Genomic DNA, 18,464 nt, shown 5'->3' on the forward strand with positions numbered 1-18,464 from the left:
GATGGGCCTGAAGAATTTTTTTGAGAAGATTGAGCATCACTTCACGCCGGGCGGCAAGCTGGAAAAGTGGTACCCGCTGTATGAAGCGACCACCACGGTGTTCTACACCCCCGGCACGGTAACGCGCGGCGCTTCGCACGTGCGCGACGCCATCGATCTGAAACGCATGATGATCCTGGTGTGGCTGGCGGTATTCCCGGCGATGTTCTGGGGCATGTACAACGTCGGCCAGCAGGCGATCCCGGCGCTGCATCACCTGTACAGCGGCGATCAGCTGCAGCAGGCGTTGGCGGGCGACTGGCATTATCGCCTGGCGCAGTGGCTGGGCGCCTCGCTGGCGGCGGACGCCGGCTGGATCAGCAAAATGGTGCTGGGCGCCTGCTACTTCCTGCCGATCTACGCGGTGGTGTTTATCGTCGGCGGCTTCTGGGAAGTGCTGTTCGCGGTTATCCGCAAGCATGAGATCAACGAAGGCTTCTTCGTCACCTCAATCCTGTTCGCGCTGATCGTGCCGCCGACCCTGCCGCTGTGGCAGGCCGCGTTGGGCATCACCTTCGGCGTGGTGGTGGCCAAAGAGATCTTCGGCGGCACCGGGCGCAACTTCCTCAACCCGGCGCTGGCCGGCCGCGCCTTCCTGTTCTTCGCTTACCCGGCGCAGATCTCCGGCGACCTGGTGTGGACCGCCGCCGACGGCTTCTCCGGCGCGACGCCGCTGGCGCAGTGGAGCGCGGGCGGGGCGCACAGCCTGAGCAACGTGGCCACCGGCCAGTCGATCGGCTGGATGGACGCCTTCCTCGGCAACATTCCCGGCTCGGTGGGGGAGGTCTCCACGCTGATGATCCTGATCGGCGGGGCGATTATCCTGTTCGGCCGCGTGGCCTCCTGGCGCATCGTCGCCGGCGTGATGCTCGGCATGGTGGCCTCGGCGATGTTGTTCAACGCCATCGGCTCCGCCACCAACCCGATGTTCGCCATGCCCTGGTACTGGCACCTGGTGTTGGGCGGCTTCGCCTTCGGCATGATCTTTATGGCTACCGACCCGGTTTCCGCCTCGTTCACCAACAAGGGGAAGTGGTGGTACGGCATTCTGATCGGCGTGATGTGCGTGCTGATCCGAGTGGTCAACCCGGCCTACCCGGAGGGCATGATGCTGGCGATCCTGTTCGCCAACCTGTTCGCGCCGCTGTTCGATTACCTGGTGGTGCAGGCCAACATCAAGCGGAGAAAAGCCCGTGGCGAATGAATCTAAAAACGACGGCATCGGCAAAACATTGCTGGTGGTGCTGCTGCTGTGTCTGGTGTGTTCGGTGGTGGTGGCGGGTTCCGCCGTCGGCCTGAAGCCCAAACAGCAGGAGCAGAAGCTGCTCGACAAGCAGCGCAATATCCTCGACGTGGCCGGCCTGCTGCAGCCGAAAATGGAAGGCGAGCAGGTGAAGAGCCTGTTCAGCCAGCGCATCGAACCGCGCCTGTTGGATTTGAACAGCGGCGAGTTTGCGGCAGGCAAGGCGGCGGCGTTCGATCTGGCGGCCGCGCTGCGCGACGACGACAAGAGCGCGGCGCTGGCGGCGAGCGACGATCCGGCCGGCATCAAGCGCCGCAGCAACCAGGCGGAAATCTACCTGGTGCGCGACGAAGGCGGTGCGGTGAGCAAGATTGTGCTGCCGGTTTACGGTACCGGCCTGTGGTCGATGATGTACGCCTTTGTCGCGCTGGACAGCGACGGCAATACGGTAAAAGGCATCACCTACTACGACCAGGGGGAGACCCCAGGGCTGGGCGGAGAGGTAGAGAACGCCGGCTGGCGCCGGCAGTGGGTCGGCAAAAAGCTGTTTGACGCCAACGGCCAACCGGCGATCCGCGTGGTGAAAGGCGGGGCGCGCCCGGGGGATGAGCATGGGGTGGACGGCCTGTCCGGCGCCACGCTGACCTCCAACGGCGTGCAGCATACGTTTGATTTCTGGTTGGGCGAGCACGGCTTCGGCCCGTTCCTGAAAAAAGTTCGTGAAGGAGCGCTGAAAAATGGCTGATTCCAAAGAGATTAAGCGGGTCCTGCTGGGGCCGCTGTTCGACAACAACCCGATCGCCCTGCAGGTGCTGGGCGTCTGTTCGGCGCTGGCGGTGACCACCAAGCTGGAAACGGCGGTGGTGATGACCATCGCGGTAACGCTGGTGACGGCGTTCTCCAGCTTCTTCATTTCATTGATTCGCCACCATATTCCGAACAGCGTGCGCATCATCGTGCAGATGGCGATCATCGCCTCGCTGGTGATCGTGGTGGACCAGCTGCTGCGCGCCTACGCATTCGAGATCTCCAAGCAGCTGTCGGTGTTCGTCGGCCTGATCATCACCAACTGCATCGTGATGGGGCGCGCCGAGGCTTACGCCATGAAGTCGCCGCCGATCGAAAGCTTTATGGACGGCATCGGCAACGGGTTGGGCTATGGCGTGATCCTGGTGCTGGTGGGCTTCCTGCGCGAGCTGATCGGCTCCGGCAAGCTGTTCGGCATTCCGGTGCTGGAGACGGTGCAGAACGGCGGCTGGTATCAGCCGAACGGTCTGTTCCTGCTGGCGCCGAGCGCGTTCTTTATCATCGGCCTGCTGATCTGGGTGCTGCGCACCCTGAAGCCCGCCCAGATCGAAAAGGAGTAATGGCGGATGGAACACTATATCAGCCTGTTTGTGCGCGCGGTGTTCGTTGAGAACATGGCGCTGGCGTTCTTCCTCGGCATGTGCACCTTCCTGGCGGTGTCGAAGAAGGTGTCTACCGCCTTCGGTCTGGGCGTGGCGGTCACCCTGGTGCTCGGCATTTCGGTGCCGGTGAACAACCTGGTCTACAACCTGGTGCTGCGCGACGGCGCGCTGGTGGAAGGCGTCGATCTGAGCTTCCTCAACTTCATCACCTTCATCGGCGTGATTGCGGCGCTGGTGCAGATCCTGGAGATGATCCTCGATCGCTTCTTCCCTTCGCTGTACAACGCGCTCGGCATCTTCCTGCCGCTGATCACCGTGAACTGCGCCATCTTCGGCGGCGTGTCCTTTATGGTGCAGCGCGACTACAACTTCGCCGAATCGGTGGTGTACGGCTTCGGTTCCGGCACCGGCTGGATGCTGGCGATTGTCGCCATGGCGGGGATCCGCGAAAAACTCAAGTATGCCAATGTCCCCGCAGGGTTGCGCGGCCTGGGCATTACCTTTATCACCACCGGGCTGATGGCGCTGGGCTTTATGTCCTTCTCCGGTGTTCAGTTGTAAAGGCGGGAAGAATTTATGGAAATTATTTTAGGCGTGGCAATGTTTACCGGCATCGTGATGGTGCTGGTACTGCTGATTTTGTTCGCCAAATCGAAGCTGGTGAACACCGGCGACATCGCGGTGGAAATCAACGGCAGTCTGGATAAAAGCTTCAGCGCGCCGGCGGGCGACAAGCTGCTCAACATGCTCTCCAGCCAGGGGATCTTCGTGTCCTCGGCCTGCGGCGGCGGCGGCTCCTGCGGCCAGTGCCGGGTGGTGATCAAAGAGGGCGGCGGCGACATCCTGCCGACCGAGCTTTCGCACATCAACAAGCGCGAAGCGAAAGAGGGCTGCCGCCTGGCTTGCCAGGTGAACGTGAAGCAGAACCTGAAAATCGAGCTGCCGGAAGAGATCTTCGGCGTGAAGAAGTGGGAGTGCGAGGTTATCTCCAACGATAACAAAGCCACCTTTATCAAAGAGCTGAAGCTGAAAATCCCCGACGGCGAAGACGTGCCGTTCCGCGCCGGCGGGTTTATCCAGATCGAAGCGCCGGCCCACGACGTCAGCTACGCCGGCTTCGAGGTGCCGCAGGAGTACCGCGGCGACTGGGACAGGTTCAACCTGTTCCGCTACCGCTCGGTGGTTGCCGACACTACGGTGCGCGCCTACTCGATGGCCAACTACCCGGACGAAAAAGGCATCATCATGCTCAACGTGCGCATCGCCACGCCGCCGCCGAACAACCCGGAGGTGCCGCCGGGTATCATGTCTTCGTATATATGGTCGCTGAAGGCCGGCGACAAGGTGACCATCTCCGGGCCGTTCGGCGAGTTCTTCGCCAAGGACACCGACGCCGAAATGATCTTCATCGGCGGCGGCGCCGGCATGGCGCCGATGCGCTCGCACATCTTCGATCAGCTGAAGCGCCTGAGCTCGAAGCGCAAGATCACCTTCTGGTACGGCGCGCGTTCGCTGCGTGAAATGTTCTACGAGGATGACTTCAACCAGCTGCAGGCGGAGAATGACAACTTCACCTGGCACGTGGCGCTGTCCGATCCGCAGCCTGAGGATAACTGGACCGGTTATACCGGCTTTATTCATAATGTTCTGCTGGAGAACTATTTGCGCAACCATCCGGCGCCTGAAGACTGCGAGTTCTATATGTGCGGGCCGCCGATGATGAACGCCGCGGTGATCAAGATGCTGAAAGATCTGGGCGTCGAGGACGAAAACATCATGCTGGATGACTTTGGTGGCTAAATGCGCGCATTGATGATGAAAGGTTGGCTGGCGGCGGTGGCGCTTGGCGCCACCCTGCTGCTGACCGGCTGCGGGCCGGAGCAGGTGAACCTGGAAGGCAAAACCATGGGCACCGCGTATTCGATTCGCTATGTGACCGGCGACGGTACGCCGTCGGCGCGGGAGATGCAGGCGGAGATCGACAGGCGACTGGAGCAGGTGAACGATCAGATGTCCACCTACCGGCCGGATTCCGAGCTGAGCCGCTTCAACGCCAGCCGCGCAGTGGATGAGCCTTTCCCGGTTTCGCCGGCCACCGCCGAGGTGGTGCTGGAGGCGCTGCGCATCAATCGGGTGACCGACGGCGCGCTGGACGTGACCGTCGGGCCGCTGGTCAACCTGTGGGGCTTTGGCCCGGAAGGGCGGCCGGACAAGGTGCCGAGCGCCGCCGCACTGGAACAGCGGCGCGCCTGGACCGGCGCCGACAAGCTGTCGGTGCGGGGCAATGCGCTGGTGAAAAGCATTCCCGAACTGTATGTCGATCTCTCGTCGATCGCCAAAGGCTACGGCGTGGACGTGATTGCCGGGTATCTGCAGTCGCAGCGGGTTAAAAACTACATGGTGGATATCGGCGGCGAGGTGCGCACCCGCGGGCACAACGGCGAACAAAAACCCTGGCGCATCGCCATCGAGCGGCCGGCCGCCGGCGCGCAGCAACGGGCGCAGCTGGTGATCCAGCCGGGCGAGATGTCGATCGCCACCTCGGGGGATTACCGCAACTACTTCGAGCAGGACGGCGTGCGCTACTCGCACACTATCGATCCGATCACCGGCCGGCCGATCCATCACCGGCTGGTGTCGATCACCGTGCTCAGCCCAACCTGCATGACCGCCGACGGCCTGTCCACCGGGCTGAACGTGCTGGGGCCGGAGCGCGGCATGGCACTGGCCAACCTGCTGGGGATCCCGGTCTTCATGATAGTGAAAACCACCGACGGCTTTGAAGAGCGCTATTCCGACGCCTTCAAGCCCTATCTGAAAAAGCGTTCGTGAGGCCGCTATGCTGACGGTATTTGTCGCCACCTTCGCGTTGTTTCTGCTGGTTATCGGCGGCATGTCGCTGGGCTACGTGTTTAAACGCAAGAGCCTGCAGGGCAGCTGCGGCGGCATCACCGCGCTGGGGATGGACAAGGTTTGCGACTGTCCGGAGCCCTGCGACGCGCGCAAGAAGCGCGAAGCCAAAGCGGCGCTGCGGCGCGAGCAGTTGGACAAGCACCGCATTCTGTAGCGAAAGCCCGGCCTTGGCCGGGTTTTTATTTGGGGGGGCTATTTGATTTTGAATAGGCCAAGTTGCCGAGTACACCACCCACGCAACAGCACAACACCAGGCTAATCGTCAGCAACTCGAAGTTAGCCGACATCTGATCCTCGCCCTCAACGTGGCCAATAATCCAGTCTGAGAGAAAAGGAAAAGCCAGGAGCATGAGGCCGATACCTATTATCGCACCGGCAATAATTGCTGCTATCCGTTTCATATCACCTGCCAGAACCAGACTTCTTTTGATTTAAAGAAATCGCTAAAACGCCCATTGTAATCTTTAATCTTACTGAGGATTAAATCGTAAGGTCGATACATCTCTCATTTTAGAATTATTCGGATCTTCCTGATAATTCTCAGTAGGTTAGTCTGTTGACTCGGTTGGTGAAAATATCGTCTCATTAGGTTTCTTTTGGATTCAGGGAGTTCCAGGATGGGACAACAACAAGAAGGGATAAAACGGGCGTTAACGGTGGGTGAAATTAATTTGGCCCGTTCGGTGTTTGGCAGTTCAGTTTTCTATGAGAAGGTGTTTGTCCACTGCGATAGCTATCTGCCGTTTGGACTGCAAGCCAGCAGAACGGCGATGGCGCCCAACGGAGAAGTCTGGTTTAGACAAGCCTTGTATAAGGCTGATTTTTTCACGGCCGCCGCAGGTTTCCAGCATGTATTTATCCACGAAATGAGCCATGTCTGGCAGTACCAAAAAGGTATGTGGGTGAGAACCCGAGGGCTATTGAGTTGGGCTGCCGAATACAAATATCGACTCGATGGTAAACAGCTGTTGCATAACTACTCCATGGAACAACAGGCTTCAATCATCGCTGATTATTGGTTCCTGAAGAAGTATGGTTACACTATCTGGCTGGGCGCGATTAACAATGGCGTGAATTTTCAGGGCGTAACGGATAAAGCGATCGCCAGAAAATACGAATATGCGCTTTCTCAGTTTTTTAAGCAGAGGTAACAGGATGAACCGCATTATTTTGGCTGGAACGCTGACTTTGCTGCTCGCCGGCTGTATGCATATGAACGATCCGAGGCCAAAGAACTATGCGGCCAGCGTCACTGTCGTTGATAACCACGTTTGTGTGCGGGTTCAGCCGGAAGGGGATGAGCGGTTGGCCGGCGTCATTATCGAAGAAATCGGCAACGCCAACGCTATCTTCGGCAAGAACTTCGCGGATAACGAGATGCCCGTGGTCACAGCGGTTACGTGCATTATCGACGATAACTATAAATTCGAAGACGGGAAGTCTTACGGGGTATCGGTGACGCTGTTGTCGCGGGAGAAACGACGTAAAGGCATTGAACCTGCCGCCCGGCTATTTGGTGCTGGGTTTAGTGCGCACAATGAAAATGGCATCATCCAGGTGGTTCCTGCTCACTAACGGACGTTGAAAGTCGGGCAGGCATAAAGTGGGTTTGTCGAACCGCCTTATGCCGTTAGCCGATGGTTTATTTCGCCTTGCGGAAGCTTTTCGCCGCGGCCGGCGAGTTGACCATCACCCCATCGGCGCCCAGCGCCAGCGCCTGCTGGTACTCCTGCGGCGAATTGACGCCGAACAGAATGATGTGCGCCGGGCCTTGCGAACGGAAGCAGTCCATCGATTCCTTATCCCAGGTCAGAAACGCCCTGGAGCGCCCTTCGCCCAGGGTATATTTCTCCACCACCTCCACTTCGCGCTTCAGCTCCAGCCCGTACCAACGCGGCTGCTGGGCATCCGGCTTAACGTCGCACTGGTGCGCCATGGTGATATTGGCCAGCAGGCTGCGGGTTTGGTCGCGGTTCTCGAAGCGTTTGATCTGCGACGGCAGCGCCTGCAGGTAGTTGGCGTCGGTGGAGTAGACGCGGGTGCGGTTCAGGCTATCGGTATCCTGCAGCGTCGCCAGCAGCGCTTTGCCGAACTGCGCCGGGTCGGCGTCCGGCGATTTGATGTCCAGATAGAAGGTGACGCGCGGGAAGGCCTGCAGCACCTCGTCGAGCCGCGGAATGCCGATGCCCTGGCCGCGGAACGGATGAGCCTCGCCTTTGGCGAACGACCAGCCGGCGTCAGCCCTGGCCAACTGCTCGGCGGTGTAGGCGGAAACCGGCCCCTGCTGATTGGTCAAGGCCTTCAGATCCGAAGGGCGGTACAGCACGATGACGCCGTCTTTGGACTGCTGCAGGGTGATCCAGATGGCGTCGGCGCCGTTTTTCAGCGCGGTTTCAATGGCGATGCGGGTATTTTCCGGCGCGTCGGCGGTGCCGCCACGGTGGGCGATAATCGCCGGCGCATGGCCGGCAGCGGCGCCTGCGGCCAGCGAGCAGAGCGACAGCGCGGAGGCCAACAGCAAATGGGAAAACCTGATCATGCGGGATACCTTTATGAGGAAGCGAATGGCGAAGCTGCGGAAATCATACTATTGAAAAATTAAGCTTTTTTAACAACGCGGAAATATCTGCCGAAAACGGTGTTTTCCCCGAGCCAACCGAGCCTTGAGCTTTCGATAACTGGCTGTATACTTATACAGTGTTATTGGAGGGTGCGATGCGTAAAATCATTCATGTCGATATGGACTGCTTCTTCGCGGCGGTGGAAATGCGCGACGATCCCAGCCTGCGCGATATTCCGCTGGCGATTGGCGGCAGCGCCGATCGGCGCGGGGTGATCAGCACCGCCAACTACCCCGCGCGCCGCTACGGGGTACACAGCGCCATGTCGACGGCGATGGCGCTCAAACTGTGCCCGCATCTCACCCTGCTGCCGGGCCGCATGGCGGCCTACAAGGAAGCTTCGCTGCACATCCGCGAGATCTTCGCCCGCTACACCCCGCTGATCGAGCCGCTGTCATTGGATGAAGCCTATCTGGACGTGACCGACAGCCGCCAGTGCAACGGATCGGCAACCCTGATCGCCCAGGAAATCCGCCAGGCGATCGCCGACGAACTGAACCTCACCGCCTCGGCCGGCATTGCGCCGATCAAATTCCTCGCCAAGATCGCCTCCGAGCTGAACAAGCCGAACGGGCAGTATGTGATCACGCCGGCGCAGGTGCCGGCGTTTTTACAGCAGCTGCCGCTGAGCAAGATCCCCGGCGTCGGCAAGGTGACCGCCAAGCGGCTGGAAGAGGTGGGGTTAATCACCTGCGCCGACGTGCAGCAGTACGATCTGGCGCTGCTGCTCAAGCGCTTCGGCAAGTTTGGCCGGGTGCTGTGGGAACGCTGCCAGGGCATTGACCTGCGCGAGGTTTCCTCTGAGCGGTTGCGTAAGTCGGTAGGGGTGGAGCGCACGCTGGCGGAGGACATCCACGACTGGGAAGAGTGCGAGGCGCTGATTGTCGATAAACTCTACCCCGAACTGGAGCTGCGGCTGCGCAAGGTGAAGCCGGACCTGCATATCGCCCGCCAGGGAGTGAAGCTGAAGTTTCAGGATTTTCAGCAAACCACCCAGGAGCACGTTTTCCCGGTGCTGAATCGGCAGGATTTGCTGGAGGTGGCGCGGCAGGCGTGGCGCGAGCGCCGGGAAGGGCGCGGCGTGCGGCTGGTGGGGCTGCACGTGACGCTGCTGGATCCGCAGCTGGAGCGACAGCTGCTGCTGCCATGGGAATGAAAAAGGCCGGCGAGATGCCTAGTGCTGGTCAGTTAACGTATTTCTGAGGGTGTTGGTGAAGTTTTCGGTCGATAAAGGTGAGATGCACCATGAGACTCACGCGCCTCGACCGAGCAAGGGGCCGTAGGCGCGGCCCCTTGCAACCCGCGCCCTTGCCCAATCAGCCGGTTGGCTGCGTCAACGTTACTCGGCCCATCCTTGGGCCTCGCCCCTTCGGGGCCGCTGCAAGCAGCGTTCAAATCTGTTCCTGACAGATTTGTCCCTCCGTCACAGCGCATCACGGCCGGCTACGACAGGCGTCCCTGCCTGTCTCGCCTGAAACCGCCGTCCCTGGCGGTTTCGCCTATGCGCCGCTCCTGCGTTCGGCGTCTTCAAGGGCGCCCAACACCCTGCTCATCTCACTATTTTCACTGCCTTCCAGAACGCAATATCAAACTGAGGGGACAAATTGCCCGGTGGCGGCAGATTCGGGTGTTGACCTTGGGCGCGCATCATCGGCTGCCGAGCAAAACGGCGTTGTCAGGGGCAACCGGCCAGGGAAGGCCGGTTGAGGCGAGACTAACAGGGACGTTTGTCGTAGCCGACCCGCCCGACAACGCGGGTGCAGCGAGGACAAATCTGCCGGGAGCAGATTTGAACGCTGCTTGCAGCGGCCCCGAAGGGGCGAGGCCCAGGACGGGCCGAGTAATTCCCGCAGGACAGACGGTGTTAAGCGAGGGCGCGGGTGGAGGGGCCGCGCCTTCGGCCCCTCCAATTGCCGTTCATTGCGGTAGCAGAGAAATGCAGGGTATTTACGGCAATTCATCCTGCGCAGAGCGTACAGAGATTGGATAAAAAAATGCCAGTCAGGCTTAACTGACCGGCATTAGGCGAAACGCCGGCCTTTTTACGTTACGCGGCGATTAGGCGCGTTCGGGGATCGCTTTCAGCAGCGCGGTCAGCAGCTTCCAGTACAGGCCGACGCTTTCGATATGCACCTGCTCATCCGGCGAATGCGGGCCGGTGATGGTTGGGCCGATCGATACCATGTCCATGTTCGGGTACGGCTTTTTGAACAGGCCGCATTCCAGACCGGCGTGGATCACCATGATGTTCGGCGTCTTGTTGAACAGGTCCTGGTAAATTTCGCGCACCAGCTTCATCACCGGTGAGGCTGCGTCCGGCTGCCAGCCCGGGTAACCGCCCTTCGGCGCCACTCTGGCGCCGGCCAGCTGGCCCAGCGCGGTCAGCATCTCGACCACGTAGTCTTTGCCGCTGTCGATCAGCGAACGGATCAGGCAGATGATTTCCGCTTCGTTCTCGCTGGTGGTGACCACGCCGACGTTCAGCGAGGTCTCCACCACGCCTTTCACCGCGTCGCTCATGCGGATCACGCCGTTCGGCGTGCCGTTCAGCAGCGCCAGGAAACGTTGCTGGCTGTCGGCGGTCAGCGCCTGCGCGCTGCTGTCGGTTGGCTCCAGCAATACGGTGATGTTCTTCTCTTTGGCGGCAAGCTCGTTCTGCAGGGTCGCCAGGTATTCCTGGCTCAGCGCTTTCAGCGCGTCGGCTTTGCCGGCCGGCACGGCGACGATCGCCGAAGCCTCACGCGGGATGGCGTTGCGCAGGGTGCCGCCGTTCAGATCCAGCACGCGCAGGTTCAGTGCGTTGGCATGGGCGAACAGGAAGCGCGCCAGCAGCTTGTTGGCGTTGCCCAGGCCGACGTGGATTTCCGCGCCGGAGTGGCCGCCCTTCAGGCCTTTCAGGGTCAGCTTCAGGGTTTGGTAACCGGCCGGCACCGCTTCACGCTGCAGCGGCAGGCTGGTGATGAAGTCAATACCGCCGGCGCAACCCATATAGATTTCGCCTTCCTCTTCGGAATCGGTGTTGATCAGAATGTCCGCCTGCAGCCAGTTGGGTTGCAGGCCGAACGCGCCGTCCATGCCGGCTTCTTCGGTCATGGTCAGCAGCACCTCCAGCGGGCCGTGCTCGACGCTGTCGTCGGCCAGCACCGCCAGCGCGGACGCCATGCCGATGCCGTTGTCGGCGCCCAGGGTGGTGCCGCGCGCCTTGATCCACTCGCCGGCGATGTACGGCTGGATCGGATCCTTGGTGAAGTCGTGCACGGTGTCGTTATTCTTCTGCGGCACCATGTCCAGGTGCGCCTGCAGGGCCACCGGCTTGCGGTTTTCCATGCCCTTGGTCGCGGGTTTGCGCAGCAGGATGTTGCCGACCTGGTCGCGCTCGGCGTGCAGGTTTTTCTCTTTCGCCCAGTCGAGGATGTGCTGCGCCAGCGCTTCTTCATGATAAGAAGGGTGCGGAATAGAGCAGATCTTGGCAAAAATATCCCACAGCGGCTGTGGCGAAAGTTGAGACAATTCAGACACTATAAGTCTCCTGTAACGGCATTCCGGCGGGGCGGCGATACCGTGCGGTTAGGGTAAGTGGGCATCTGTGCGCGGCGGCACGATCCCCAGAGAATATCACTTTATTTCAGCGGGTGCGCGCACCCTATTGTGCGGTTTAAGCGCTTGATCACACGGCTTTGCCGCGAACTTGTTCACTTTTACAGCATCAATCACCAGTATCCGCGCCAGAGGAAATACTTATGATTTCCTCGGTACAACTGGTATTCGGCGCAGCCAGTCTCTATAATCTCGCGCAACCTTTTTTCCCCTGATTACTGAGTAAGCCACACCACTGCTGGCTGGGACACCATTCTATGAGCGAAAAATACGTTGTTACCTGGGACATGTTGCAAATGCAAGCGCGCAAGCTGGCGCATCGCCTGCTGCCTGCTGACCAATGGACGGGCATTATTGCCGTAAGCCGCGGCGGCCTGGTGCCGGCGGCCTTGCTGGCGCGCGAACTGGGCATCCGCCACGTGGATACCGTCTGCATTTCCAGCTATGACCATGACAACCAACGCGAAATGAAGGTGCTCAAGCGCGCTGAAGGCGACGGCGAAGGCTTCATCGTGGTGGACGACCTGGTGGATACCGGCGGCACCGCGAAAGCGATCCGCGAGATGTACCCGAAAGCCCATTTCGTCACCATCTTCGCCAAGCCGGCGGGCCGCCCGCTGGTGGACGACTACGTGGTCGACATCCCGCAGGACACCTGGATCGAACAGCCGTGGGATATGGCGGTGACCTTCGTGCCGCCGATCGGCGGCCGTTAATCCCAGCTCGCTCCCGTAAAACGCCCGGTTATGCCGGGCGTTTTCGTTATTTTGGTTTCTTGAGACAGAGTTAGGTACACTACCTCCAGTTAAGTAGGCTGTTTGCGGCCTACGGCCAGATTTACGGAGGCTGTTGTTACCATGGCACAGGCCAACCTTTCTGAAATCCTGTTCAAACCCTCATTCAAACACCCCGAAACCTCTACGCTGGTGCTGCGCGCGCGCAATAAAGTGAGCGCCGATCTGCACTCCGCGCTGGAAGGCGACACCACCGGCAACTGGTACCGCATGCTGAACCCGCTGCTGTGGGCCTGGCGCGGCGTCAGCCCGATCGAAATCAACGAAGTGCTGGCGCGCATCGCCGCCTCGGACGCCGAACGCAGCAAGCCGCAGCACCTCGATACCGTGGTGGGCTACCGCAACGGCAACTGGATCTACGAGTGGATCCACCAGGGCATGCAGTGGCAACAACGCGCGCTGGAGCAGCAGGATCCGCTGATCGGCGGCCAGTATTGGCTGAAGGCGGTCAACTTTTACAGCATCGCCGGCTACCCGCACCTGAAGGGCGACGAGCTGGCCGAGCAGGCGGAAATGCTGGCCAACCGGGCCTATGAAGAAGCGGCGCTGCTGTTGCCGTATCAGCTGAAAGAGCTGGAGTTCCGCATCGAAGGCGGCGGCAGCGTCACCGGCTTTCTGCACCTGCCGGCCAAGGGCGAGGCGCCGTTCCCGACGGTGCTGATGTGCGGCAGCCTGGACACCCTGCAGACCGACTATCACCGGCTGTTCCGTGAATACCTGGCGCCGCACGGCATCGCCATGCTGACCCTCGACATGCCCTCGATCGGCTCCTCCTGCAAATGGAAGCTGACGCAGGACTCCAGCTACCTGCATCAGCAGGTGCTGATTCAGCTGGCCTCGGTGGCCTGGGTGGACCACCAGCGGGTCACCGCCTTCGGCTTCCGCTTCGGCGCCAACGTGGCGGTGCGGCTGGCCTACCTGGAGCCGCAGCGGCTGCGCGGCGTGGCCTGCCTGGGGCCGGTGGTGCATCGCCTGCTGTGCGACGGCGGCACCCAGCAGAACGTGCCGGACATGTATATGGATGTGCTGGCCAGCCGGATGGGGATGGCCAACGCCTCCGACAACGTGCTGAAGGTGGAGCTGAACAGCTACTCGCTGAAAACCCAGGGGTTGCTGGGCCGCCGCTGCCCGACGCCGATGCTTTCCGGCTACTGGGAGCGCGATCCGCTCAGCCCGAAAGAGGAATCGCAGCTGATCGCCTCTTCCTCGCTGCGCGGTAAACTGCTGGCCATTCCGCGCACGCCGGTTTACGACGGTTTCCACAAGGCGTTGCTGCAGATGTCCAGTTGGCTAAAAGATAAAATGCGTTAATTAGTTGCTAAATTTTAACAGTTTGTTAAAAAGAGTGGTCTACATTGAGGAGGTTAGAGAATGACGTTACCGAGTGGTCACCCTAAAAGCCGACTAATGAAACGCTTCGCCAGCTTGGGGCCGTACCTGCGTGAAGGGCAATGTGAGAACGACCGTTTTTTCTTTGATTGTTTAGCCGTCTGCGTCAATGTAAAGCCCGTTCCTGAGAAGCGCGAGTTCTGGGGCTGGTGGATGGAGCTGCAGGCGGATGAGGCGCGCTTTACCTATTCCTACCAGTTTGGCCTGTTCGACAAAGAAGGGCAGTGGACGGCGGAAAAGATTAAGGATGCTGAAGTAAAAACCAAGCTGGAAACCACGCTGCGCGATTTCCATCGCCGCCTGGGCGAGCTGCTGGCGACCATGGAACTGGCGCTGGAACCCGCCGCCGATTTCAAAGAAAAACTGATCAAACTCTCCGCCTGACCCCGTTTGACCACAGTATTGTGCTGATTTCGCGTTGTGCCTGTTGGCATAACGCGTCTCTCCTGTTACAAAGTCCTTTGCATCCTCATTCTCATCTACACGGCAGAAATACTATGAACGGCAGCCAGACATTGGTTGTGAAATTGGGCACCAGCGTGTTGACCGGCGGATCGTTGCGCCTGAACCGCGCCCACATTGTCGAACTGGTGCGCCAGTGCGCACAACAGCATGCAGCGGGCCACCGCATCGTTATCGTCACCTCCGGCGCGATTGCCGCCGGCCGCGAGCACCTGGGCTACCCCGAGCTTCCCGCCACCATCGCCTCCAAGCAGCTGCTGGCGGCGGTTGGGCAGAGCCGATTGATCCAGCTGTGGGAGCAGCTGTTTTCCATTTACGGCATTCACGTCGGGCAGATGCTGCTGACGCGCGCCGATCTGGAAGACCGCGAACGCTTCCTCAACGCGCGCGACACCATGACGGCATTGCTGGACAACCGCATCGTGCCGGTAATCAATGAGAACGACGCCGTCGCCACCGCGGAAATCAAAGTGGGCGACAATGACAACCTGTCGGCGCTGGCGGCCATTCTGGCCGGGGCCGACAAACTGCTGCTGCTGACCGATCAGCAGGGCCTCTACACCGCCGATCCGCGCAACAACCCGCAGGCCGAACTGATCCGTGAAGTGCACGGCATCGACGACGCGCTGCGCGCCATCGCCGGCGACAGCGTCTCCGGGCTGGGCACCGGCGGCATGGGCACCAAGCTGCAGGCGGCCGACGTGGCCTGCCGCGCCGGCATCGACGTGGTGATCGCCGCCGGCAGCAAGCCGGGCGTGGTGGCGGACGTGATTGAAGGCAAGCCGGTGGGCACCCGCTTCCATGCGCTGGAAACCCCGCTGGAAAACCGCAAGCGCTGGATCTTCGGCGCGCCGCCGGCCGGCGAGATCACCGTCGACGACGGTGCGGTGGAGGCGATGATGGCGCGCGGCAGCTCGCTGCTGCCGAAGGGCATCCGCGAAGTGAAGGGCGACTTCTCGCGCGGCGAAGTGATCCGCATCCGCAACCTGGCGGGGCGCGACCTGGCGCACGGCGTCAGCCGCTATAACAGCGACGCGATGCGCATGATAGCCGGGCACCACTCGCAGGAAATCAGCGAGATCCTCGGTTACGAATACGGTCCGGTGGCAGTGCACCGCGACGACATGATTGTCAGTTAAGGAGTGAGCATGCTCGAGCAGATGGGGAAGGCCGCCAAGCAGGCCTCCTGGCAACTGGCGGTGCTGAGCACGGCGAAGAAGAACCAGGTGCTGTCGGTGATGGCCGACATGCTGGAAGCCAACAGCGAAGCTATCCTGCTGGCCAACGAACGGGACATGGCGCAGGCGCGCGCCACCGGCATGAGCGAGGCGCTGCTCGATCGCCTGCTGCTGACCCCGGCGCGGCTGGCGGCGATCGCCAACGACGTGCGCCAGGTGTGCCGCCTGAACGATCCGGTCGGCCACGTATTGGACGGCAGCCTGCTGGACAGCGGGCTGAAGCTGGAACGCCGCCGGGTGCCGCTCGGGGTGATCGGCGTGATTTACGAGGCGCGGCCGAACGTCACCATCGACGTCGCCAGCCTGTGTCTGAAGACCGGCAACGCGGTGATCCTGCGCGGCGGTAAGGAAACCCACCACACCAACCAGGCGACGGTGAAAGTGATCCAGCAGGCGCTGGAACAGTGCGGCCTGCCGGCGGCGGCGGTGCAGGCGATCGACAGCCCGGACCGCGCGCTGGTGAACGAACTGCTGCGGCTGGACCGTTACGTCGACATGCTGATCCCGCGCGGCGGCGCCGGCCTGCACAAGCTGTGCCGCGAGCAGTCGACCATTCCGGTGATCACCGGCGGCATCGGCGTTTGCCATACCTATGTGGACGACAGCGTCGATTTCGACAAGGCGCTGGCGGTGATCGAAAACGCCAAAATCCAGCGCCCAAGCGCCTGCAACTCGCTGGAAACGCTGCTGGTGAACCGCAGCATCGCCGAACAGTTTCTGCCGGCGCTGAGCGCGCGCATGGCGGCGGCGGGCGTGACGCTGCACGCGGCCGAAAACGCCTTGCCGCTGCTGCAGGATGGCCCGGCGACGGTAGTGCCGGTGAACGCGGAAGATTACGACGACGAATGGCTTTCGCTGGATCTGAACGTGCTGCTGGTGGATGACATCGATCGGGCCATCGACCACATCCGCACCCACGGCACCAGCCACTCCGATGCGATCCTCACCCGCTCGCTGAGCAGCGCCGAGCACTTCGTGCGTGCGGTGGACTCCTCGGCGGTGTACGTGAACGCCAGCACCCGCTTCACCGACGGCGGCCAGTTCGGCCTGGGCGCCGAAGTGGCGGTGAGCACCCAGAAGCTGCACGCCCGCGGCCCGATGGGCCTGGATGCATTGACCACCTACAAGTGGATCGGTTACGGCGATGATTTGGTGCGCAGCTAAGGCCGCGTTGCGGTATTGACGATGTCAGGGCGCAGCTTGCTGCGCCCTGATTGTTTCTGGCGGTTGTGACGGGTGGGCCGGCGTTGATGGGCATCGGCACCTGATAGCCCCAATTGCCGGAGTGGCTCAATCCAGCGAGCGGGGCCGGCCAGCCTCTGATAGACTCTTGCAAACGCAAGCTGCATGGCGCAGCCTCAAAAATTGCAGGTATAGTCCCACCAATTATTCAACGGGTTCAGAAGCGAAGATGACAAAACTCACCTTACAAGAGCAGATGCTAAAAGCGGGTTTAGTGACCAGCAAAAAAGTGGCCAAGGTTCAAAGAACGGCGAAAAAGTCACGCGTCCAGGCGCGTGAGGCCAGAGAGGCGGTGGAAGAAAATAAAAAAGCCCAGCTCGAGCGTGATAAGCAGCTGAACGAGCAGCAAAAACAAGCCGCGTTATCCAAAGAATATAAAGCGCAGGTGAAGCAGCTGATTGAAATGAACAGAATCGACATTTCAAAAGGCGATATTGGTTTTAACTTCACAGACAACAATTTAATTAAAAAAATCGTTGTGGATAAGCCGACGCAGGCCCAGCTGATCAGCGGCCGCCTGGCCATTGCCCGTTTGGTGATGGATAACGGCGGCGAAAGCCAATATGCCATCATCCCGGCGAGCGTCGCCGATAAAATTGCGCAGCGGGATGCGGGCAGTATCGTGTTAAACAGCGCGCTGAGTCAGGAAGAGCAGGATGAAGACGATCCTTATGCCGACTTTAAAGTGCCCGATGATTTGATGTGGTAACCCGCGCCTCGGGCGCCTTCGTGGCGGCCCGAGGCGCGGCTGCCGCTCTCAGAACGGGCTTGCATGCTGGGCTTTTACCCACTCTTCGCTGATGGGGTGAACAAAGTGCAGCTCACTGGCGTGCAGCATCAGGCGCGGGGTGCGTTCGGTGCCTGGCGGCAGGCGGCCGCCATACAGGTCACAGCCCCAAATCGGGTGGCCCAGCTGCTGGCAATGGATGCGCAGTTGATGCGTGCGCCCGGTTTCCGGGGTTAGCCGTACCCGCGTCAACGGCAGTAATCCCCCATCCGCCAGTTCATGGTAAAAGCGCTCGACCACCCGATAGCGTGAGCGCGCGGGCTTGCCGCGCAGGGCGCAAATCGACATCAGCGGAAACAGCGCCGGGTCTTTGGCGATCGCGGCGTCTATCATCCCTTCGTTGTCGCCCACGTGCCCGCACAGCAGCGCGCTGTACACTTTGGTCACCGTGCGTTGGCTGAACTGCCGGCAAAGGGCGGCATTGATAGCCCTATTGCGGGCAATCACCATCAGGCCGGAAGTGCCGAAATCCAGGCGGTGCACCAGGGTGCAGCCGGGGAATGTCTGCACCAGCCGGTGATGCACCGAATCCAGATTTTGCGGATTTTTCCCCGAAAGGCTAAGCAGCCCGGCGGGTTTATTGATAAGCGCCAGGTGCTCGTCCTGATAGAGGATTTCTATCTGGTCATGGCACGGCGGGGCGATAAAGGTATCGAAAATCGTAGACATCAGGCTGCCGGGTGAAGAGTGGGAGCGGATAATAACCAATTTTCGGCCGGCTGACGAATCC

General features: G+C 60.7%; 20 protein-coding genes. 16 read left to right on the top strand and 4 right to left on the bottom strand.

Annotation, left to right across the window (positions count from 1 at the left end; all coding sequences use genetic code 11):
• The first annotated feature begins 1 nt into the window (after position 1).
• The 7 genes from KHA73_RS04255 to nqrM are packed head-to-tail and all read left to right on the top strand — an operon-like array spanning position 2 to position 5,758.
• On the top strand, positions 2–1,243 hold the full coding sequence (locus KHA73_RS04255; protein WP_234589260.1) for an NADH:ubiquinone reductase (Na(+)-transporting) subunit B: 1,242 nt from the start codon (positions 2–4) through the stop codon (positions 1,241–1,243).
• Entirely contained in the window at positions 1,233–2,027 is a 795-nt protein-coding gene (locus tag KHA73_RS04260) for a Na(+)-translocating NADH-quinone reductase subunit C (RefSeq protein WP_234589261.1), read from the top strand. Before KHA73_RS04255 ends, KHA73_RS04260 begins: the two co-directional genes overlap by 11 nt.
• A complete protein-coding gene (locus tag KHA73_RS04265; protein ID WP_234589262.1) occupies positions 2,020–2,649 on the top strand; it encodes an NADH:ubiquinone reductase (Na(+)-transporting) subunit D in 630 nt (209 codons plus the stop codon). Before KHA73_RS04260 ends, KHA73_RS04265 begins: the two co-directional genes overlap by 8 nt.
• 6 nt (positions 2,650–2,655) lie before the next feature.
• Positions 2,656–3,252 carry an NADH:ubiquinone reductase (Na(+)-transporting) subunit E gene (gene nqrE / locus KHA73_RS04270; protein ID WP_061796119.1) on the top strand — a complete coding sequence of 199 codons (597 nt, stop codon included), beginning with the start codon at positions 2,656–2,658 and terminating at the stop codon, positions 3,250–3,252.
• A 15-nt stretch (positions 3,253–3,267) separates the two neighbouring features.
• The gene (gene nqrF / locus KHA73_RS04275) at positions 3,268–4,491 is read left to right on the top strand and encodes an NADH:ubiquinone reductase (Na(+)-transporting) subunit F (RefSeq protein WP_234589263.1); all 1,224 of its coding nucleotides are present in this window, start codon (positions 3,268–3,270) and stop codon (positions 4,489–4,491) included.
• Positions 4,492–5,523, top strand: coding sequence for an FAD:protein FMN transferase (locus tag KHA73_RS04280; RefSeq protein WP_234589264.1), 1,032 nt, complete (start codon positions 4,492–4,494; stop codon positions 5,521–5,523).
• Positions 5,524–5,530: 7 nt separating this feature from the next.
• Complete coding sequence (gene nqrM, locus KHA73_RS04285; RefSeq protein ID WP_234589267.1) at positions 5,531–5,758, top strand: (Na+)-NQR maturation NqrM; 228 nt, start codon at positions 5,531–5,533, stop codon at positions 5,756–5,758.
• A gap of 25 nt (positions 5,759–5,783) precedes the next feature.
• Here nqrM and KHA73_RS04290 read toward each other — a convergent pair whose 3' ends face one another.
• The gene (locus tag KHA73_RS04290) at positions 5,784–6,005 is read right to left on the bottom strand and encodes a hypothetical protein (protein ID WP_234589271.1); all 222 of its coding nucleotides are present in this window, start codon (positions 6,003–6,005) and stop codon (positions 5,784–5,786) included.
• Positions 6,006–6,221: 216 nt separating this feature from the next.
• Between KHA73_RS04290 and KHA73_RS04295 the strand changes: the two genes are divergently transcribed.
• Both KHA73_RS04295 and KHA73_RS04300 read left to right on the top strand, forming a co-directional pair.
• Positions 6,222–6,755 (top strand): type IV secretion protein Rhs, encoded by a 534-nt coding sequence (locus KHA73_RS04295; RefSeq protein WP_234589272.1) that lies wholly within the window; start codon positions 6,222–6,224, stop codon positions 6,753–6,755.
• A gap of 4 nt (positions 6,756–6,759) precedes the next feature.
• Positions 6,760–7,179: a putative T6SS immunity periplasmic lipoprotein gene (locus tag KHA73_RS04300; RefSeq protein ID WP_234589273.1), complete on the top strand. Its 420-nt coding sequence runs from the start codon at positions 6,760–6,762 to the stop codon at positions 7,177–7,179.
• A 67-nt stretch (positions 7,180–7,246) separates the two neighbouring features.
• Here KHA73_RS04300 and KHA73_RS04305 read toward each other — a convergent pair whose 3' ends face one another.
• Complete coding sequence (locus KHA73_RS04305) at positions 7,247–8,143, bottom strand: glycerophosphodiester phosphodiesterase family protein (protein ID WP_234589274.1); 897 nt, start codon at positions 8,141–8,143, stop codon at positions 7,247–7,249.
• 176 nt (positions 8,144–8,319) lie between these two features.
• Here KHA73_RS04305 and dinB point away from each other — a divergent pair, with 176 nt between their 5' ends.
• Positions 8,320–9,381: a DNA polymerase IV gene (gene dinB / locus KHA73_RS04310; protein ID WP_234589276.1), complete on the top strand. Its 1,062-nt coding sequence runs from the start codon at positions 8,320–8,322 to the stop codon at positions 9,379–9,381.
• Between the two features lie 902 nt (positions 9,382–10,283).
• On the opposite strand, the gene pepD is transcribed toward dinB, so the two are convergent.
• The gene (gene pepD, locus KHA73_RS04315) at positions 10,284–11,744 is read right to left on the bottom strand and encodes a beta-Ala-His dipeptidase (protein ID WP_234589277.1); all 1,461 of its coding nucleotides are present in this window, start codon (positions 11,742–11,744) and stop codon (positions 10,284–10,286) included.
• 335 nt (positions 11,745–12,079) lie between these two features.
• Here pepD and gpt point away from each other — a divergent pair, with 335 nt between their 5' ends.
• From gpt to KHA73_RS04345, 6 genes are all read left to right on the top strand, one after another.
• Positions 12,080–12,538: a xanthine phosphoribosyltransferase gene (gene gpt / locus KHA73_RS04320; RefSeq protein WP_234589297.1), complete on the top strand. Its 459-nt coding sequence runs from the start codon at positions 12,080–12,082 to the stop codon at positions 12,536–12,538.
• Between the two features lie 141 nt (positions 12,539–12,679).
• Positions 12,680–13,927, top strand: a complete 1,248-nt coding sequence (frsA, locus tag KHA73_RS04325) for an esterase FrsA (RefSeq protein ID WP_234589305.1) — start codon at positions 12,680–12,682, stop codon at positions 13,925–13,927.
• Positions 13,928–13,987: 60 nt separating this feature from the next.
• Entirely contained in the window at positions 13,988–14,389 is a 402-nt protein-coding gene (gene crl / locus KHA73_RS04330; RefSeq protein WP_234589306.1) for a sigma factor-binding protein Crl, read from the top strand.
• A 113-nt stretch (positions 14,390–14,502) separates the two neighbouring features.
• Positions 14,503–15,606: a glutamate 5-kinase gene (gene proB / locus KHA73_RS04335; RefSeq protein ID WP_015376738.1), complete on the top strand. Its 1,104-nt coding sequence runs from the start codon at positions 14,503–14,505 to the stop codon at positions 15,604–15,606.
• 9 nt (positions 15,607–15,615) lie between these two features.
• The gene (proA, locus tag KHA73_RS04340) at positions 15,616–16,869 is read left to right on the top strand and encodes a glutamate-5-semialdehyde dehydrogenase (RefSeq protein WP_234589307.1); all 1,254 of its coding nucleotides are present in this window, start codon (positions 15,616–15,618) and stop codon (positions 16,867–16,869) included.
• Between the two features lie 247 nt (positions 16,870–17,116).
• Positions 17,117–17,656, top strand: coding sequence for a DUF2058 domain-containing protein (locus tag KHA73_RS04345; protein WP_234589308.1), 540 nt, complete (start codon positions 17,117–17,119; stop codon positions 17,654–17,656).
• 48 nt (positions 17,657–17,704) lie between these two features.
• Here the strand turns inward: KHA73_RS04345 and KHA73_RS04350 are convergent, their stop codons facing one another.
• Positions 17,705–18,403, bottom strand: coding sequence for an RluA family pseudouridine synthase (locus tag KHA73_RS04350; RefSeq protein ID WP_234589310.1), 699 nt, complete (start codon positions 18,401–18,403; stop codon positions 17,705–17,707).
• Positions 18,404–18,464: the final 61 nt, after the last annotated feature.

Source organism: Serratia entomophila, from assembly GCF_021462285.1.
GTDB lineage: Bacteria > Pseudomonadota > Gammaproteobacteria > Enterobacterales > Enterobacteriaceae > Serratia > Serratia entomophila.

Bases quoted from the DNA above. Each gene is read 5' to 3' on its own strand.
- KHA73_RS04255 (WP_234589260.1), top strand. From the start codon at position 2: ATGGGCCTGAAGAATTTTTTTGAGAAGATTGAGCATCACTTCACGCCG.
- KHA73_RS04265 (WP_234589262.1), top strand. From the start codon at position 2,020: ATGGCTGATTCCAAAGAGATTAAGCGGGTCCTGCTGGGGCCGCTGTTC.
- nqrE (WP_061796119.1), top strand. From the start codon at position 2,656: ATGGAACACTATATCAGCCTGTTTGTGCGCGCGGTGTTCGTTGAGAAC.
- nqrF (WP_234589263.1), top strand. From the start codon at position 3,268: ATGGAAATTATTTTAGGCGTGGCAATGTTTACCGGCATCGTGATGGTG.
- KHA73_RS04280 (WP_234589264.1), top strand. From the start codon at position 4,492: ATGCGCGCATTGATGATGAAAGGTTGGCTGGCGGCGGTGGCGCTTGGC.
- nqrM (WP_234589267.1), top strand. From the start codon at position 5,531: ATGCTGACGGTATTTGTCGCCACCTTCGCGTTGTTTCTGCTGGTTATC.
- KHA73_RS04290 (WP_234589271.1), bottom strand. From the start codon at position 6,005: ATGAAACGGATAGCAGCAATTATTGCCGGTGCGATAATAGGTATCGGC.
- KHA73_RS04295 (WP_234589272.1), top strand. From the start codon at position 6,222: ATGGGACAACAACAAGAAGGGATAAAACGGGCGTTAACGGTGGGTGAA.
- KHA73_RS04300 (WP_234589273.1), top strand. From the start codon at position 6,760: ATGAACCGCATTATTTTGGCTGGAACGCTGACTTTGCTGCTCGCCGGC.
- KHA73_RS04305 (WP_234589274.1), bottom strand. From the start codon at position 8,143: ATGATCAGGTTTTCCCATTTGCTGTTGGCCTCCGCGCTGTCGCTCTGC.
- dinB (WP_234589276.1), top strand. From the start codon at position 8,320: ATGCGTAAAATCATTCATGTCGATATGGACTGCTTCTTCGCGGCGGTG.
- gpt (WP_234589297.1), top strand. From the start codon at position 12,080: ATGAGCGAAAAATACGTTGTTACCTGGGACATGTTGCAAATGCAAGCG.
- frsA (WP_234589305.1), top strand. From the start codon at position 12,680: ATGGCACAGGCCAACCTTTCTGAAATCCTGTTCAAACCCTCATTCAAA.
- crl (WP_234589306.1), top strand. From the start codon at position 13,988: ATGACGTTACCGAGTGGTCACCCTAAAAGCCGACTAATGAAACGCTTC.
- proB (WP_015376738.1), top strand. From the start codon at position 14,503: ATGAACGGCAGCCAGACATTGGTTGTGAAATTGGGCACCAGCGTGTTG.
- proA (WP_234589307.1), top strand. From the start codon at position 15,616: ATGCTCGAGCAGATGGGGAAGGCCGCCAAGCAGGCCTCCTGGCAACTG.
- KHA73_RS04345 (WP_234589308.1), top strand. From the start codon at position 17,117: ATGACAAAACTCACCTTACAAGAGCAGATGCTAAAAGCGGGTTTAGTG.
- KHA73_RS04350 (WP_234589310.1), bottom strand. From the start codon at position 18,403: ATGTCTACGATTTTCGATACCTTTATCGCCCCGCCGTGCCATGACCAG.